Annotated in this window: 13 protein-coding genes; 5 read left to right on the top strand and 8 right to left on the bottom strand. The window is 61.1% G+C overall.

Annotated elements, in window-relative coordinates; translation table 11 throughout:
* Positions 1–57 precede the first annotated feature (57 nt).
* Both I6L38_RS10660 and I6L38_RS10655 read left to right on the top strand, forming a co-directional pair.
* Positions 58–615: a hypothetical protein gene (locus I6L38_RS10660; protein ID WP_043169896.1), complete on the top strand. Its 558-nt coding sequence runs from the start codon at positions 58–60 to the stop codon at positions 613–615.
* A 56-nt stretch (positions 616–671) separates the two neighbouring features.
* Entirely contained in the window at positions 672–1,376 is a 705-nt protein-coding gene (locus I6L38_RS10655; RefSeq protein ID WP_017783052.1) for an SIMPL domain-containing protein, read from the top strand.
* A gap of 269 nt (positions 1,377–1,645) precedes the next feature.
* On the opposite strand, the gene I6L38_RS10650 is transcribed toward I6L38_RS10655, so the two are convergent.
* The gene (locus I6L38_RS10650; RefSeq protein ID WP_005302537.1) at positions 1,646–3,022 is read right to left on the bottom strand and encodes an amino acid permease; all 1,377 of its coding nucleotides are present in this window, start codon (positions 3,020–3,022) and stop codon (positions 1,646–1,648) included.
* Between the two features lie 362 nt (positions 3,023–3,384).
* Between I6L38_RS10650 and I6L38_RS10645 the strand changes: the two genes are divergently transcribed.
* Positions 3,385–3,672, top strand: a complete 288-nt coding sequence (locus I6L38_RS10645) for a hypothetical protein (protein WP_043169894.1) — start codon at positions 3,385–3,387, stop codon at positions 3,670–3,672.
* Between the two features lie 90 nt (positions 3,673–3,762).
* Here I6L38_RS10645 and I6L38_RS10640 read toward each other — a convergent pair whose 3' ends face one another.
* On the bottom strand, positions 3,763–4,575 hold the full coding sequence (locus tag I6L38_RS10640) for a pyruvate, water dikinase regulatory protein (RefSeq protein WP_005302533.1): 813 nt from the start codon (positions 4,573–4,575) through the stop codon (positions 3,763–3,765).
* 308 nt (positions 4,576–4,883) lie between these two features.
* Between I6L38_RS10640 and ppsA the strand changes: the two genes are divergently transcribed.
* Both ppsA and I6L38_RS10630 read left to right on the top strand, forming a co-directional pair.
* The gene (gene ppsA, locus I6L38_RS10635; protein ID WP_216989543.1) at positions 4,884–7,262 is read left to right on the top strand and encodes a phosphoenolpyruvate synthase; all 2,379 of its coding nucleotides are present in this window, start codon (positions 4,884–4,886) and stop codon (positions 7,260–7,262) included.
* Between the two features lie 300 nt (positions 7,263–7,562).
* Positions 7,563–8,540 carry an AraC family transcriptional regulator gene (locus I6L38_RS10630; RefSeq protein WP_017778781.1) on the top strand — a complete coding sequence of 326 codons (978 nt, stop codon included), beginning with the start codon at positions 7,563–7,565 and terminating at the stop codon, positions 8,538–8,540.
* A 95-nt stretch (positions 8,541–8,635) separates the two neighbouring features.
* On the opposite strand, the gene I6L38_RS10625 is transcribed toward I6L38_RS10630, so the two are convergent.
* The 6 genes from I6L38_RS10625 to I6L38_RS10600 form a co-directional block, all read right to left on the bottom strand.
* Positions 8,636–11,017, bottom strand: coding sequence for a beta-glucosidase (locus I6L38_RS10625; protein WP_216989542.1), 2,382 nt, complete (start codon positions 11,015–11,017; stop codon positions 8,636–8,638).
* A gap of 417 nt (positions 11,018–11,434) precedes the next feature.
* A complete protein-coding gene (locus tag I6L38_RS10620) occupies positions 11,435–11,893 on the bottom strand; it encodes a hypothetical protein (protein WP_216989541.1) in 459 nt (152 codons plus the stop codon).
* A 17-nt stretch (positions 11,894–11,910) separates the two neighbouring features.
* Positions 11,911–13,785, bottom strand: a complete 1,875-nt coding sequence (locus tag I6L38_RS10615; RefSeq protein ID WP_216989540.1) for a S8 family serine peptidase — start codon at positions 13,783–13,785, stop codon at positions 11,911–11,913.
* A gap of 463 nt (positions 13,786–14,248) precedes the next feature.
* On the bottom strand, positions 14,249–14,788 hold the full coding sequence (locus tag I6L38_RS10610; RefSeq protein ID WP_201881156.1) for an isochorismatase family protein: 540 nt from the start codon (positions 14,786–14,788) through the stop codon (positions 14,249–14,251).
* A gap of 15 nt (positions 14,789–14,803) precedes the next feature.
* Positions 14,804–15,178, bottom strand: a complete 375-nt coding sequence (locus I6L38_RS10605; protein ID WP_016351149.1) for a hypothetical protein — start codon at positions 15,176–15,178, stop codon at positions 14,804–14,806.
* Positions 15,179–15,445: 267 nt separating this feature from the next.
* Complete coding sequence (locus I6L38_RS10600) at positions 15,446–16,180, bottom strand: NYN domain-containing protein (protein ID WP_017764172.1); 735 nt, start codon at positions 16,178–16,180, stop codon at positions 15,446–15,448.
* Positions 16,181–16,256 lie beyond the last annotated feature (76 nt).

The following is a 16,256-nucleotide window of genomic DNA, read 5'->3' as shown; positions in this document are numbered from 1 at the left end:
CCCTGTTTTTTGACTGAGGGGGCGGCTAAGATAGCGGCAGTACAGGAGAGGGTCACCATGCAGTCATTTAATTGGATCGATATCGATGGCATTCGCTACAGCTGGGACGGGCAGGGCAGCATTACCTGTACCGGCCAGTTTGGCTATCACGCCACGATGGCGGGTGATCGGATTGATGCGCTGGATCTGGAGAGCGATGATGGCGAGGTGGCGGGTTCACTGAATGTGGACTTTGCTGCGGCAACCATTTCCTTCACGCCGGCCCGGGGTGAGCAGCCACCTCATATGATGGTGCTGGTTGGCCATGAGCAGGGGGAGCAGGAGTATACGCTGCAAAGTCTGAGCGATATCAGCCTGCAGGATCTGCTCGGTCATTCCGACAACATCGACTGCGCCCCTCTGACGGTGGATACCATGGCAGACCCGGTCACCCCGCTGGCCGGACACGTTCTGTCGTGGGACTCCTTCCACTTTGATGATGATGTGCTGCTCAGCTCCCGCAGTGCCTCCCCCGTAACGGCTGGCCATCCGGAGCCGGCTGGCAGTGAGATCAGCATCAATATCGACATGACCAATCAGGTACTGGATCAGATCCCGCCGTTGCACGATATATGAATCCCATTCGGCGACGGGCATAATGACCTCACTCCAATAGATTGAGGTCTTTTTTTATGTGGCGTCCCCTTCTTACCCTGTCCGCTCTGGTGGTCAGTGCTCCCCTGTTTGCCATCGAAGTGCCGCAGGCTCCCCATCTGGTGGTGAGCGGCTATGCCGAGCAAAAAGCAGAGCCCGACATGCTGACCCTGAATGTCTCCGTGACAGCGCTGGAGAAACAGGGCATCAAGGCCAAACAGCAGGTGGATGGCAAGGTCGCCGCCTTCTTTGGTCAGCTCGAAGGGCTGGGCATCAAGCGCACTGACGTTGAGGCGGGCAATCTGGTGATCTCCCCGGAGTATCAGTATCCGCAGAACAAGAAGCCGGAACTGGTGGGTTATCGTGCCCAGCGCCAGCTGGCGGTCAAGCTCTATCAACTCGACAAGCTGAGCGAGCTGATGGACACCGCGCTCAAGGCCGGGCTGGAGTCCGTTTCCCAGATTGAATACGGCCTAAAGACACCGCAAGCCATGAAAGAACAGGCTCGCCTCGGTGCGGTTGAGGATGCCAGAAGCAAGGCGGAGTCGCTGGCCAAGGCATTTGGCATGAAGCTCGGCAAGGTTTACAGCGTCGAATATCGCAACAATACCCCCATGCCGATCTACAGCCGGGCCCTCAAGGCTGCCGCCATGTCGCCCGCCGCCGACATGATGGAAAACAGCTATCAACAGCAGCAGATCAGCATTACCGACAACGTGGAAGCCGTCTTCCTGCTGGAATAATCCAGCGGCTTTCGCCCCTTGTCGTCTCCAAGCCCGAGCCCAGTGTCTCGGGCTTGTTGCTTTCAGGGAGAAGCCTTCTTGCAAGCAGACTTTGGCGGGCTGTGTCGGCCCGCACTTGAGGCTGACCCTGGCCTTGGGCCATCTGCATATGGTGTCATCTGCATAGGTGAAGAGGGGGGGCCGATATGGATGTTGGTTCGCGGAGGGAGCGCCAGCCAGAAAAAAGCCGGTCAGTGACCGGCTTTTGAGGGGCGATGAAGTTGATACCATCAACCCAAGTTGGCCGCGACGCGAGCCTGGCGCTTCTGCTTGAACTGATAGCCGATGGCCAGCACGATGATCCAGACCGGGATGAGCAGTACCGAGATCTGGATGCCCGGGGTCAGGTACATGATGACCAGGATGCCGGCCATGAAGGCGAGGCAGAGGTAGTTGCCGAACGGGTACCAGAACGCCTTGAACTTGGGAACCACGCCTTCGGCCTGCTTGCTCTTGCGAAACTTCAGGTGCGCCAGGCTTATCATGGCCCAGTTGATGACCAGGGCGGAGACCACCAGCGCCATCAACAGCTCGAACGCCTTGCCCGGCATCAGGTAGTTGATGAGTACGCACAGCAGGGTTGCCGCCGCGGAGACGGAGATGGCCACCACAGGCACACCGCTCTTGTTGGTCTTGAGCAGGCTGCGCGGGCCGTTGCCCTGCTTGGCCAGACCAAACAGCATGCGGCTGTTGCAGTAGACACAGCTGTTGTAAACCGACAGGGCTGCGGTCAGTACCACCATGTTGAGCACGGTGGCCACCAGATTGCTGTCCAGTGCGTGGAAGATCATGACGAAGGGACTGCCGCCTTCTACCACCTTGCCCCAGGGGTAGAGGGACATCAGCACGGCCAGGGCGCCGATGTAGAAGATGAGGATCCGGTAGATCACCTGATTGGTGGCCTTGGGGATGCTCTTCTCGGGATTGTCGGCCTCGGCGGCCGTGATGCCGACCAGCTCGAGCCCGCCGAACGAGAACATGATCACCGCCATCGCCATCACCAGACCGCTGATGCCGTTGGGGAAGAAGCCGCCCTGGGCCCAGAGGTTGCTGATGCTGGCGTCCGGGCCGCCGTTGCCGCTGGCCAGCAGGTAGCCGCCGAAGCCAATCATGCCGATGATGGCCACCACCTTGATGATGGCAAACCAGAACTCCATCTCGCCAAACGCCTTGACGTTGGAGAGGTTGATGGCGTTGATCAGCACGAAGAAGAAGGCCGCCGACATCCAGGTCGGGATCTCGGGCCACCAGTACTGGACATAAATGCCCACCGCGGTCAGCTCGGCCATGCTCACCAGCACATAGAGCACCCAGTAGTTCCAGCCGGAAGCAAAACCGGCGAAGTCACCCCAGTATTTGTAGGCGAAGTGGCTGAAGGAGCCGGCTACCGGCTCTTCCACCACCATCTCGCCCAGCTGGCGCATGATCAGGAAGGCGATAAAACCACCGATGGCATAGCCAAGCAGCACGGAGGGGCCCGCCATCTTGATGGTCTGGGCAATGCCGAGAAACAGGCCGGTACCGATGGCGCCGCCCAGTGCGATGAGCTGGATATGGCGGTTTTTCAAACCGCGTTTCAGCTCCTCGCCGTTTTGTTGAAGATCCATTCTTCCTTCCTTACGTCTTCTGAAGTCATTCGTCTGTCATCTCGTCCGTCGGGTCACTCCATGTGACCGTGCACGGTAAAGCGTGCCTGAAACGTGACGAAATCCGTATTTATTTCGTTACAGTGAGTCGCTTTCTGTTTTTTATGGCGACTACCAACGGAAGCAGAATAGTGATAATCCATCGCGGATGCACCTGTTTTCCTCATCATTCGCTGGTTTTTTCGGCGAAAGGCAGGTTTTTAGGGAGCGATGAAGCTGGCAGAGAAGTGTTTGGCTGTATTATGAACAATCGAATGCTGCTCGGTTGACTCTTCTGGTATTTCCTGTTTTATGAAATCTCCTGTGCAACAAGGATGCGCTTCATGCAACGTATTATTGGCAGTTTGCTGGCCGTCGCGCTGTGGCTGACCGTGTGGCTTTCGCCCCTGCTGCTGACCATGGCGGCGGGATGTCTGCTGGTGTGGGCCGTAGAGGGTGATGACTATCTGGTGATGCACCTGCGGACTGTCTTGTTGATCGCCGGTGCCATCGGCCTGCTGCCGGCCCTCTGGCTGACTGAACGGGTACGGCGGCGTCACGGTGTGCTCAACTTCTACGCCATGCTGATGAACAACAGAGAGCTGAACCGCCCGGGCTCCCAATCCCGTTGAGGTTCAGTCCACAAGCGCCGGATACAGATGTATCCGGCGCTTTTTTATGGTCGTTTGCCGTATCGCCAGCTTGCCGGCGCGCGGCGTTTCTCAATAAAGCTGACGACGCAGGCCGGTGGCCTCGAGGATCTTGGCGCTGATCTCCTCAACCGAGTGGGAGCTGGTGTCGAGGAAGCGGATCGCCTCCTGGCGAAACAGCCGCTCGACGCAGGCCAGCTCCTGTTCGCACTGTTCCAGCGAGGAGTAGCGGCTGTTGGCGCGGCGCTGGTTGCGGATCTCGTGCAGCCGCTGGGGGGCGATGGTGAGGCCGAACAGCTTGTGACGATTGGCCTTGAGGGCGGCCGGCAGATCCAGGACCCCCATGTCCTGCTCGATGAAGGGGTAGTTGGCGGCGCGAATGCCGAACTGCAGCGCCAGATAGAGGCTGGTCGGCGTTTTGCCGCAGCGGGAGACCCCGATCAGGATGATGTCGGCCTCCTCATACTCCTTGGTGGTGATGCCATCGTCGTTGGCCAGCGCGAAGTTGACCGCCTCGATGCGATCGTCATAGAGCTTGCGGTTCTCCATGCCGTGAGTGCGGTGCAGCCTGGGCTCGGCTTTTACTCCGAGCTCGTGCTCCAGCGGGCTGACGAAGGTATTGAGAAAGTCGTGGCTGCTGGCCTGGGCCTTGAGCACCTCCTCGCGCACCTGATGATCGACGATGGTGTGGAACAAAATGGGGCGTACCCCGGTCTGGCGGAACTGCTCGTCGATGCGCATCCGTACCTGGCGCGCCTTCTCCAAGGTTTCGACAAAGGGGATGGTGATCTGCTCGAAGGCCAGCGGAAACTGGCTCAACACGGCATGGCCGAACACTTCGGCTGTGATGGCGGTGCCGTCTGAAACATAGAATACGGTGTGCACTGGGGGCTCCTGTGAGGGGGTCGGCGAGCTGGCTGGCAAGAAGTATCTCTCGAAACCATATCGTTTTTGTCAACCGGTCTGCCGTGCCCAAGTTGTGAAGTGGCTTGCAAACCTGAGTCGTTACCTTTTTGTGTTGGCATTGTAGAATGTCTGTGTCATTCGACCATCCCCAAATCTTGCTCGGGGATTTTTTTGACAATAAGTAGAAAACGTTTTCATGGTCGTTGGCAACAGTAGAAACAGACAATAACGCACATAAACTGGCGCACAAGGTGCCATGGCGGCACAGTGCCCACCAACCTGGAGACATGCAAGTGCAACAGTACGTACTCTGGTACGAGCAACTCGGAATGCAGGACGTAGAACGAGTTGGCGGCAAAAATGCATCCCTTGGCGAGATGATCAGCAACCTCTCTGGTGCCGGAGTTTCCGTGCCGGGCGGGTTTGCCACCACCGCCTTTGCGTTTAACGAGTTTCTGGAGTCAAGCGGCCTCAACGGCAAGATCCACGATCTGCTCGACAGCCTGGATGTGGACGACATCGCCGCCCTCAACCGGGCCGGCCAGCAGATCCGTGACTGGGTGATCGACGCCCCGTTCCAGAGCGAGCTGGAGCAGGCGATCCGGGTTGCCTACGACAAGCTCAGCGGCGGGCTTGACGCGTCCTTTGCGGTGCGCTCCTCCGCCACTGCCGAGGACATGCCGGATGCCTCGTTTGCCGGCCAGCAGGAGACCTTCCTCAACGTGCGCGGCATCGACGCCGTCATGATTGCCGTCAAGCATGTGTTTGCTTCACTGTTCAACGACCGCGCCATCTCCTATCGGGTGCATCAGGGCTATGACCACAAGGGTGTCGCCCTGTCGGCCGGGATCCAGCGCATGGTGCGCTCGGATCTCGCCGCCTCCGGCGTCATGTTCACCTTGGATACCGAGTCGGGTTTCAACGACGTGGTGTTCATCACCGGCGCCCAGGGCCTTGGCGAGATGGTGGTGCAGGGGGCGGTCAACCCCGACGAGTTCTACGTGCACAAACCGACCCTCAAGGCAGGACGCCCGGCGGTGGTGCGCAAGACTCTCGGCTCCAAGCTCATCAAGATGACCTATTCCGGCGATGCCAGCCACGGCCGCCAGGTGCAGATCGTCGACACCGATGAGGCCGAGCGCAGCCGCTTCTGCATCACGGATGCCGAGGTGATGGAGCTGGCCAAGCAGGCCCTCATCATCGAGCAGCACTACGGCCGCCCGATGGACATCGAGTGGGCCAAGGACGGGCAGGATGGCAAGCTCTACATCGTCCAGGCTCGCCCGGAAACCGTGCGCAGCCGCCAGGAGGCCAACACCCTCGAGCGCTTCGCCCTCAAGCAAGCGGGTAAGGTGCTGATCGAGGGGCGCGCCATCGGCCACAAGATCGGGGCAGGTCCGGCGCGGGTCATCTCCTCCATCAGCCAGATGGACGAAGTGCAGCCCGGCGACGTGCTGGTCACCGACATGACCGACCCGGACTGGGAGCCCATCATGAAGCGGGCCTCCGCCATCGTCACCAACCGGGGCGGGCGTACCTGTCACGCCGCCATCATCGCCCGCGAACTGGGCATTCCGGCGGTGGTGGGTTGCGGTGATGCCACCAAGCGCATTGAACCGGGCCAGCTCATTACCGTCTCCTGCGCGGAAGGGGATACCGGTTTCATCTACGACGGCGAGCTCGACTTCGACGTGGCGGTGACCGAGGTGGGCAACATGCCACGCCTGCCCATCAAGATCATGATGAACGTCGGCAACCCGGACAGGGCATTCGACTTCGCCCAGCTGCCGAATGCCGGTGTCGGTCTGGCTCGCCTGGAGTTCATCATCAACCGGATGATCGGGGTGCACCCCAAGGCGCTGCTGGAGTTTGACAGCCAAAGCCCCGAACTCAAGACCACCATCGGCAAGATGATCGCTGGCTACGAGAGCCCGCGCGAGTTCTACGTCGCCAAGCTGACCGAGGGCATCGCCACCCTGGCCGCCGCCTTCTGGCCGGAGCGGGTGATCGTGCGGATGTCGGACTTCAAGTCCAACGAGTACGCCAACCTGGTGGGCGGTCGTGACTACGAGCCTCACGAAGAGAACCCGATGATCGGTTTCCGCGGCGCGTCGCGCTACATCGCCGACAGCTTCCGCCCCTGTTTTGCCCTCGAATGCGAGGCGATCAAGCGGGTGCGCGATGTGATGGGGCTGACCAACGTCGAGGTGATGATCCCCTTCGTGCGCACCGTGGGCGAGGCGGAGCAGGTGATCGACATCCTGGCCGAGAACGGTCTGCGCCGTGGCGAGCGGGGGCTCAAGGTGATCATGATGTGCGAGATCCCGAGCAACGCCCTGCTGGCAGACAAGTTCCTCGAGCACGTGGACGGCTTCTCCATCGGCTCCAACGACATGACCCAGCTGACGCTTGGACTGGATAGGGACTCGGGGCTTATCGCCCACCTGTTCGACGAGCGTAACGAAGCGGTCAAGGCGCTGCTGGCGATGGCCATTGCCGCCGCCCGCAAGGCGGGCAAGTATGTGGGGATCTGCGGCCAGGGGCCGTCCGATCACCCGGACTTCGCCGCTTGGCTGGTCGAGCAGGGCATCGACTCTGTGTCGCTCAACCCGGATACCGTGGTCGACACCTGGCTCTATCTGGCCGAGCAGCACAAGGCGAGTTGACGCAGGCTGCACTGCCCCCATCAAAATGGCGCCCACGGGCGCCATTTTTCATGACCGAACCTGACGCAGCTGGTCCGATATGACGGCTAGATGTGCCCAAAATGGCGCGCTGGCGCGTGCTTTTACACTCCGTTACATCTGCTCGCTTTGCAACCGCCCCATAATGGTCCCGCCAGCCCGCCGCACGGGGTGGCAGGCCTGCCGCCAGTGGCGGGCCGGGGGATCACGAGCAGTTTCCTGTCAGCACGGAGGCCAGGACGGCAGATGTCACAGAGCGTATCAAACCAGGTGATCAGACGAATGCTGGGAGCCTGCCAGCAGCAGGGGGGCGATCCCGATGCCATTCTGATGGCGGGCGGCCTCACGTCGTTCGACATCGAGCGGGAACAGGGCCGGCTGCCGGCCCACAACCACTACCGGATGCTGCAACTGATGCAGCCCTATCTGGCCAGTTTTCACGAAACCATCCTCTCCTACGACATCGGCCAGCTCTACCAGCACTATCCGCCGCTCATCAGCCTGTGCCTGAACCAGCCCTCGCCGCGGGCGGCGCTCGAGGTGCTGCTGGCCTATCGCCCCATCATCGGCAGTTGTGACGAGCTGCGGGTGCGGCGGGGGACGCAGGCCAGCCAATACTTGTATGTCAATCAGGGGCCCGCCAGCCTGGGGGCGAGTCAGGCCATCCCCAACTTCATCATCCTCTACCGGATTTTGCGGGTCTATCTGGCGGATCCCCGGGTCTCGGTGGGCTTCACGGGGCGGCCGCCACCGCGCCATCAGCTGCTGGATCAGTTCTTCGCCACCCGCTGCCGCTGGGAGCAGGGGGAAAACACCCTGACCATCGACAACGCCCAACTCGACTGCCCCAGCCACTGCTACAACGAGCCGCTGGGTCGTCTGCAACTGGCTCAGCTGGCACAGATATGTGCCGACATCGCCGAGCGGGCCCCCTTTGCCTATCTGGTGGAGGAGCGGATCCGCCACAAGATCCGGGAAGGGGAACTGGAGAGCGACGAGAGCCTGCTCAAGGAGGTGTGCGCGGCCATGAACGTCAGCCGCTGGACCCTCAATCGCAAATTGCAGGGGGAGGGGAGCAGCTTCTCGACCCTGCTGAGGGACGCGAGGGTGAGCGAAGCCTGCCGCTTGCTGGGGGAGGGGGATCAACCGCTGCAGAACATCAGCGATCGGGTCGGCTTCTCGTCCCAGAGCGCCTTCAACCGCTTCTTCAAGGCCAACACCCGCATGACGCCGCTGGCCTATCGTAACGCCCGCCAATAAGAACGGGACCGGCGCAAGGCCGGTCCCGTGGTCGGGTCATTGTTGAGCAACTGTCAGGCAAGGCAAGGCTGGGTGCCCGGCCGTGCCTGCCCATGTTAGCGGGTGATGGTGGTGACGCTGGTGGGATCCACCCCGGCCGGCAGTGCCAGTGCCCCTGGCGTGGTGTTGCTCACCACTATCTCCTTGCTCACCGTGAAGCTGACCGGCGTACTGCTGGAGACATCCGACGAGGGGCTGATGTAGGCGCTGTAGCGACCCGGCTCCACGATCCACTGGTTGCTGGCCTCATCGAAGCTGGCGAGGATGCTGGCCGGAATGGTGAAGCTCAGCTGTTCGCTGGCCCCCGGTACCAGTTGCGCCGTCTTGGCAAAGGCCTTGAGCTCGATGAGCGGTTTCTTCAGCTTGACCTCGGGGGCGGTCACATAGACCTGGGCCGCCTCCTTGCCTGCCACGGCGCCGGTGTTGGTGATGGTGGCGGTCAGCACCAGGTTGCCGGCGCTGCCACCCTCCAGGGTATTGCTGGCGATGGCGGGGCTGGTGTAGCTGAAGCTGGTGTAGGAGAGACCGAAGCCGAACGGGTAGGAGACCGCCTGCTCGAAGGTGTTGTAGTAGCGATAGCCCACGTAGATCCCCTCGTTGTAGTAGAGATCGTCCGGTTCGCCATCTCCGTCGGTGTCCTCACCCGGGAAGGTGCCGGCGGAGGGGACGCTGGCGTAACTTTGCGGGAAGCTCTGGGCCAGCTTGCCGCTCGGGTTGACCGCGCCTGAGAGCACATCCGCCACCGCGTGGCCGGTCTCCTGGCCAGCCATGTAGGCCAGCAGGATGCCATCCACCTTGTCGCCCCATTGGGCGGTGTCGATGACGCCGTTGACGTTGAGCACCACCACCACCTTCTTGCCCTGGGCGTGGAAGGCGCTGCTCACCGCGTCGATGAGGGCGCGCTCGTCATCACCGAGCAGATAGTCCCCCTTGCCGCTGCTGCGATCCGCCCCTTCCCCGGCCTGGCGGCCGATGCTGATGACGGCGGCTTGCTGGGTGGCGGCCGCACTGGCGATCAGGGCCTCCAGATCTCCGCTGATCGGTGCCTCGGCACAGGTGTAGTAGCCCTTGGCGCCAAATTGCCCCTCGTGGTAGACCTTGTTGTTCTCGTAAAAATCGCGGTAGTAGCTCTGCAGCGCCTCGTTGACCGGGAAGCGTGCCGCCAGTCCCTGCGCGATGGTGGCGGTGCTGGCGGCGTTCACATCCCCGCTGCCGGTGCCGCCCTTGTAGGTGTTGATCTGGTTGATGCCAAAACTGGCCAGCGTGCTGCTTGTCGCCAGCGGCAGGGCCGCGGCCTCGTTGCGCAGCAGCACCATGCTCTCGGCGCCGGCCTGACGGGCCAGTTTGGCGTGGGCGGTCAGATCCGGGCTGTTGCTGATGGCCAGCTGGTTGTAGGAGGGGCTCTTCATCACCTGGGTCAGGATGTGGATGGCGGCCTCGTTCACCTTGGCCTCGTCGAGATCGCCCTGCTCGATGGATTGCTGCAACTGCTCCTTGACGTTGCCCGGCTCGATCAAATCTTGTCCCGCCAGCACCTGCTTGTAGGCGTTGTTGGCCACATCGCCGGCAAACCAGTCGGACATCACCAGGCCGTCGAACTTCCACTCGCCGCGCAGCAGGTCGGTTACCGCATCCCTGCGCTCGTTGACATAGGTGCCGTTGACCTTGTTGTAGGAGGTCATCACCGCCCAGGGCTGGGCCTCGTCCACCGCGATCTGGAAGCCGCGCAGATAGATCTCGCGGAAGGTTCTCGGTTCGCCGATGTCGTTGATCTGGTTGCGGTTGGTCTCTGAGTTGTTGCCGAAGTAGTGCTTGATGGTGGTGCCCACCCCGTTGCTCTCCACCCCGTTGACCATGGCGGCGCCGATTTTGCCGGTGAGCAGGGGATCTTCCGAGTAGTACTCGAAGTTGCGGCCATTGAGCGGGTTGCGCTGGATGTTCATGCCCGGGGCCAGCAGGATGTCGACTCCGTACTGGCGCACCTCGTCCCCCATGGCTTCGCCGACAGCCTTGACCAGCTTGACGTCCCAGCTGGAGGCGAGCAGTGAGCCGATGGGCCAGGCGGTGGCGTAGTAGCTGGCGCTGTCACCGTCGCGGTTGGCGTTGATCCGCACCCCGGCCGGCCCGTCGGCCAGTTTGAGGGCCGGAATGTCGATGCCGTCTGCGCTGCGCAGCACGCCGTTGATGTAACCCGCCACGCCGGGCACATCCTGCTTGACGTTGATGGCGCCGTTGGCACTGCCATAACCGGGGCCGGAGAGCAGGTCCAGCTTCTCGCTCAGGGTCAGCTTGGCCACCATGGCCTCGGCCTGGCCGCGGTAATAGGCATCGTCCTTGACCAGGGGATCCGAATCATTCTGGTTGCAACCGACCAGCAGGCCGGCCAGCGCCAGGCTGACCCCCAGTGAAACCGCTTTCAATTTTGTGGTGATAGGCATGAAGACGTCCTCGTAACTGTCTGAATAAAAATAAAAAGGAGATATCGACACCGGGTGCAAGGCATCCGCCCGGGCTGGGCCGCTCTGCTGGCGGCTGCCATTGGATATCGCAAGGAAGACCAAACGGACCCGTGGGCAGGCGTTTGGCTGCTGGCAGGTTAACAAGCCGGGCGATGGCCGCCTTGCCCCGGGGGAGCGAGAAATGTGCCGACGGGAGCAAGGGGGCCGAGTTGTGAGCGAGGTCGCATCGAAGGGGGCAAACCAAGGGTTGAAGGTGGCAAGAGGGGGAAAGGGCGGGAAAGATGCGGGAAAACGGGTGGCCTGATGGCCAATAACGCTGGCTGCGGGCAATACGCGAGGGGGCCGGTGGCCCCCTCGAAGATAAGTCAAAGCGTCCGGGCGCTGGCCCGGAGCGGCTCACTTGGGCCGTTTGAGGGCCCCGGCGAGTTCAATCTGCACCTTGACCCCCTCCTGCTTGAGCGCCGTGGCGATGGCGTTCAGATCGGTGCCCGGCTTGGCCTCCAGCAGGGCGATGCCGCCGCTGCTCTGCTTGAAGCGCAGGCCGTGCCGGCTGGCCAGCGCGCTGGCCTGGTTGTCATCGGCTTCCACCAGCAGGGTGCCGCTGGCGGTGAGCTCAGGGCTGGCCACCCCTTGCAGCAGCACGTCGCCGCTGCGCAGGGTTTGCCGGGGCGCCTTGCCGTCTGCGCTGCGGGCGACTCGCTGCTTGCTGCCGTTGTCCGGGGTGAGGTAGGTCTGACCGTTCACCTCTATGGTGCGGTACAGCTTGCCGTCGATCACCACCGATTCATCGGCGGCGTGCACGCCGGCCGAAGCCAGGAGGCCGGCCAGGGCCAGGCCGAGTAAGCTGTGTTTCATCTTGTGACTCCTTGTGATCATGAGCGGGCGGCATCGTGGCCGATCACCCGCAGGGACCAGTTGAGCAGTTGACCCGGTTGGCTGTTGTTGCGCTCGGTCAGGGTGCTGCGGCGGTTGGTGTTGAGGTCAACCAGGGTCAGCTGGCGGCTGCTGTTGGAGACGTCGGTCACCTCCAGTCGCCACTCGCCCTGGGCCGCTTCGCCATAGAATTTGTGGGAGAGCATGCGCATGTCGCGCAGCCCCTTGGTGCGCACATAACCCAGCTGCTGCCGGTCGAGGGATTGCCCCACCAGGCTGTTGTTGGGGTTGAGCAGCACGCTGCGGGTACCGGACGGGGAGACCAGCTCGATCAGCAGGTCGGGCAGGCGCTGATGATCCAGGCTCACCGTGACCTGGACCGCTTCCACGGTCAAGGCCTGCGCCACCTGGGTGCTGGAGCGGGTGGCACTGCTGCCCACATCCGCGATGCTCCCTTCACTGCGCGGCACCGTGACCTTCTGAGCCGGCAATTGCACCAGCGGCGGCAGCGGGGTGTGGTTGGCGGCGGCCGTCAGGGTCTTGTTCACGTCGATGAGACCAAAGCCATAGGTGGGGCTGTACCAGAGGCCGGCGGCGTTGCGCTCCCACCCTTCCAGGCCGGTGACCTGGCGGGGTTGACCGTTGGCGGCGGTATAGCTGACCTGGACCGGCTGCTGGCCGGCATCGATGCGGGTGGCGTTGCGGGCCAGCAGATCGCGCAGATCCCGCACCGACAGATCCGGATAGGCGGACATCAGCAGCGCCATGGCGCCCGAGGTGTTGGGGGTGGCCGACGAGGTGCCGTTCATCACGCCGTTGTAGTCGCAGGTGGCATCCAGCTGCGGGTTGTTGTGCAGTCGGTTGGTGCTGGGATCGTCGGTGCGGTTGTAGCCCATGTCGCAGCCGGGCAGATCCGTGGTCACCATGGCCGGCGCATCGGTACCGTACTCCCCGCCGGGGGCGCTCAGGAAGACGTTGCTGCCGACGCTGGAGTAGGAGGAACGCACTCCGTCGGCATTGATGGCGCTCACCACCAGGTTCCAGAAGTTGCTGTTGGAGGGGTCTATGTTGCTGTTCTCGAACGGCAGCTTGGGCAGGACGCCGGTGCGGCTGAACATGTAGTCACCCGCGGCGATGCGGTTGAAGCCATTGCCTGCCGCCTTGATGTAGGCCGCGCCCTGCGCCTGCTGGGTCTGCTGCTCGAACAGGCGATCGAGCTGAACCTGATCCAGCCCGCTGGCGCTTTGCGGATCTACCAGGCTCATGCCGTAGCTCTGGTTGAAGACCCGGTTGTCGGCGGTGGCGGGGCTGCCGCCCAGCGCATAGAGCCAGTCCTTCTGCAGCTGCTTGCTGCGCTCGTCCAGCAGGTTGAACCCCTGCAGCTGGACGCGAGGGGCCACCCCCAGGGTGCCGATGCGGTTGTCGACCGCCCCGATCAGGCCGGAGACCGAGGTGCCGTGGGCACTGTCCGGATCGGTCGGGGTGGGGTCGCTACTACCGGTCACCACGTTTTTCGAGCCGGGGCGCACATTGTCGGCCAGGTCGGGGTGGGCGATGGCCAGGCCGTCATCCACCACGGCCACGTTGATGTCCTGGCCCTGCACGCCGGTACGGTGTGCCCACCAGAGGTTGAGGTCGTTGCCTGCCACGCCGCCGCGGGGGCTGAAGGCATTCTGGCCGCTGTTGAGCAGGTGCCACTGCTGATCCTGCAGCGGGTTGATGCCGGGCAGGCAGCGCTCGGCGCTGCTGCGGCCGGTATCGAGGCCGACTTCCTTGCCGGTCAATGGGGTGCAACTCTCACTCGCCTGAACTGAAGCGATGGGCAGGGCCGAGAGCAGGGCCGAGATTGCCAACGCTAACGATGTTTTTCTCATTAATAAACTCCATCTTATATCGCACCGTCCTGGGTGCGACTGGCATCTATACATGGGAAGAACAGAGTCAAAAAGCACTCATTTTCATTCTGAGATAAGGCTCAAAGAAATCTCACAACAAATAATCGACAGACCATGTGGGGGTTCCTGCGAATCCTTTTCTGTGCTGTATTGAGAACTTTTCTCAGTTTGGCGCTATTGATATTTATCTTTTTATATCAATCGATTAGTAACCGTTTGTTAACGTCTGACGGGCCGCTACCGGTGTGAGAGAGGTGGGGCGGATCTGCGCAGGATGGGGGAAATCTTCGCGCTGGCGGGAGCGCCGCTGCGATGAAAACAGGGGGCACTGCAGGCAAGCCACACGGCGCCAATGGCGCCGGGTGGGATGACGTAGCTGGCCGGCAGGGGAGGCTATTTGATCAGCGGCAGCAATATGGTACGAAACGCCGGACGGCAGGGGCTATTTGATCAACGCCAGAATGGATCGAAACGCCGGATGGCGACAATCGCCCAGCAGCTCGTAGAGGCACATCTCCACCGAGGTGAGTTCGGCCCCGTGCGCCGCCAGCTTGTGGATGGCGAGCTCCCGGTTGGCGGCGCTGCGCGATGACACCGCATCCACCACCAGCGACACCTGGCTGCCCGCGTCCAGCAATCCCAACACCGTCTGGTAGACGCAGATATGGGCCTCGATGCCGCACACCAGCCAGTGGCTGACGCCCTGGCGGGTGAGGGCGTCGGCCAGCGCCGGCTCCCCCAGCGCACCGAAGCTGTGCTTGGGCAGCACCAGATCGCCTGCCTGCATCAACTGCAGCTCGGGCACGGTGGCCCCAAGCTTGTCCGGGTTCTGCTCCAGCCAGACAACCGGCAGGCCCAATAGACGGGCCCCCGCCACCAGTCTGGCGGCATTGGCGATGAGGGCATCGCTCCCCTCGACCAGACGGGCCAGTTTGCCCTGAATATCGACGACCAGCAGGCCGGTGTTCGTGGTGGTCAGCATGGATACTCTCCCGGATCAGAGTGAGACAGTGGCGCCGAGTGGGCGGGCGAGGGAGGCGCGCGACTGGTTCCACAGATAGATGAGGGTCAGCGCGATGACGGTACCGATCGGAAAGGCGAACAACTGCAGGGCGACGAAGCACCAGAAGACTACCTTGAAGGCGGTCACCTGTTCGGTGAGCCCGCGATAAGCGACATAGTTGAAGGCGAGCACAAACAGGGCGATGGCGGTTGCCAGGCCAAGGCTGAGACTCTGCGACGGCGCCATGTCAGCCGGGTGGAGCGGACTGACCGTGACGACGGCCCAGGCGACGAAGGCGATCATGGCGAGGGAGAGCATGGTCGCAACGATAAAGATGGCCTTGGCGAGCAGATGTTGTTTGGGGGTCATGAATACTCCTTGAATAGGGGGGGGGCGTGCTCCCTGCTGGTGAGTTAGCGAACCCTCCATGTCGTTCGCGACTGACAAGGTGACGTATAAAATATGAGTCACAGCACTGTGTCGATAAGGCATAAACCTACCGGCAGGGCCGGAGCAGGTCAAAAATAAAGTAATTCAAAATGTAAATTTGGTGGCAACCAAGCCATAAAATGTAGCAGCTCTGAGTCGAAGTATTTTTCCTGCACCTGCCTGCCAGTTGAAAAAACAACCATCACTCTATCTGGATTTGGTTAATTGGGATGCCCGTTTTTTATCTCTTACCCATAATACTGAGTTGTCTGTCTTCTTCATCTCGAACAAGTCAATTGCCATGAACAGGTCACTGAGTTTTTTAAAGCCATAATTTCGTTGATCGAATGAGGCATGATTTGAGATATGGCTGCCAATTGGGCTTAACCTTGCCCAGCCTCCGCCTTCTTCAACTGCTTCAATGGCTTGTCTGAGCAAATTGATGAGGCGTGTATCACTCTTGAGATTCTTGGCTTGCTTGGTAACGGGGTGCTCTTCTTGAATATCCTGCAGTTCTGCATCCAGATAGAGAAAGCGAGAGCAGCTATTGACGAAAGGCATCGAGGCTTTACGCTCGCCAAACCCTATCACAAACTTGCCATCAGCCAGACATCGGGTAACAAGAGGGGTGAAGTCACAGTCAGAAGAGACGAGGCAGATAACATCCACATCCTTGGTATAAAGCACATCCATAACATCGATGACCAAAGCCATATCGGTCGCATTTTTTCCCTTGGTCAAGTCGAATTGCTGCACGGGTTGAATGGCAAATTCGTGCAATATTTCTTCCCATGACTTGAGGGCGGGGTTTTTCCAGTTTCCATATGCCTTACGAATATTGACTACACCATAGCGAGCCAGTTCTGACAATACTCTGTCCATCTTGCTGGCTGGTGCATTATCTGCATCGATAAAGACCGCTATTTTCTCTTTATCTTTCAAGTGACCTCCTGTCATCACAATAAATTCAGTTGTAAAAATTTATCACTGTCTGGGCACTTTTCCCGTTCGAAATAAA

The sequence above is a fragment of the Aeromonas sp. FDAARGOS 1408 genome, assembly GCF_019048665.1.
Classification (GTDB): Bacteria; Pseudomonadota; Gammaproteobacteria; order Enterobacterales; family Aeromonadaceae; genus Aeromonas; species Aeromonas dhakensis.
This window is presented reverse-complemented; position numbering and strand designations above follow the sequence as displayed.

Bases quoted from the DNA above. Each gene is read 5' to 3' on its own strand.
- I6L38_RS10660 (WP_043169896.1), top strand. From the start codon at position 58: ATGCAGTCATTTAATTGGATCGATATCGATGGCATTCGCTACAGCTGG.
- I6L38_RS10655 (WP_017783052.1), top strand. From the start codon at position 672: ATGTGGCGTCCCCTTCTTACCCTGTCCGCTCTGGTGGTCAGTGCTCCC.
- I6L38_RS10650 (WP_005302537.1), bottom strand. From the start codon at position 3,022: ATGGATCTTCAACAAAACGGCGAGGAGCTGAAACGCGGTTTGAAAAAC.
- I6L38_RS10645 (WP_043169894.1), top strand. From the start codon at position 3,385: ATGCAACGTATTATTGGCAGTTTGCTGGCCGTCGCGCTGTGGCTGACC.
- ppsA (WP_216989543.1), top strand. From the start codon at position 4,884: ATGCAAGTGCAACAGTACGTACTCTGGTACGAGCAACTCGGAATGCAG.
- I6L38_RS10630 (WP_017778781.1), top strand. From the start codon at position 7,563: ATGCTGGGAGCCTGCCAGCAGCAGGGGGGCGATCCCGATGCCATTCTG.
- I6L38_RS10625 (WP_216989542.1), bottom strand. From the start codon at position 11,017: ATGCCTATCACCACAAAATTGAAAGCGGTTTCACTGGGGGTCAGCCTG.
- I6L38_RS10620 (WP_216989541.1), bottom strand. From the start codon at position 11,893: ATGAAACACAGCTTACTCGGCCTGGCCCTGGCCGGCCTCCTGGCTTCG.
- I6L38_RS10615 (WP_216989540.1), bottom strand. From the start codon at position 13,785: ATGAGAAAAACATCGTTAGCGTTGGCAATCTCGGCCCTGCTCTCGGCC.
- I6L38_RS10610 (WP_201881156.1), bottom strand. From the start codon at position 14,788: ATGCTGACCACCACGAACACCGGCCTGCTGGTCGTCGATATTCAGGGC.
- I6L38_RS10605 (WP_016351149.1), bottom strand. From the start codon at position 15,178: ATGACCCCCAAACAACATCTGCTCGCCAAGGCCATCTTTATCGTTGCG.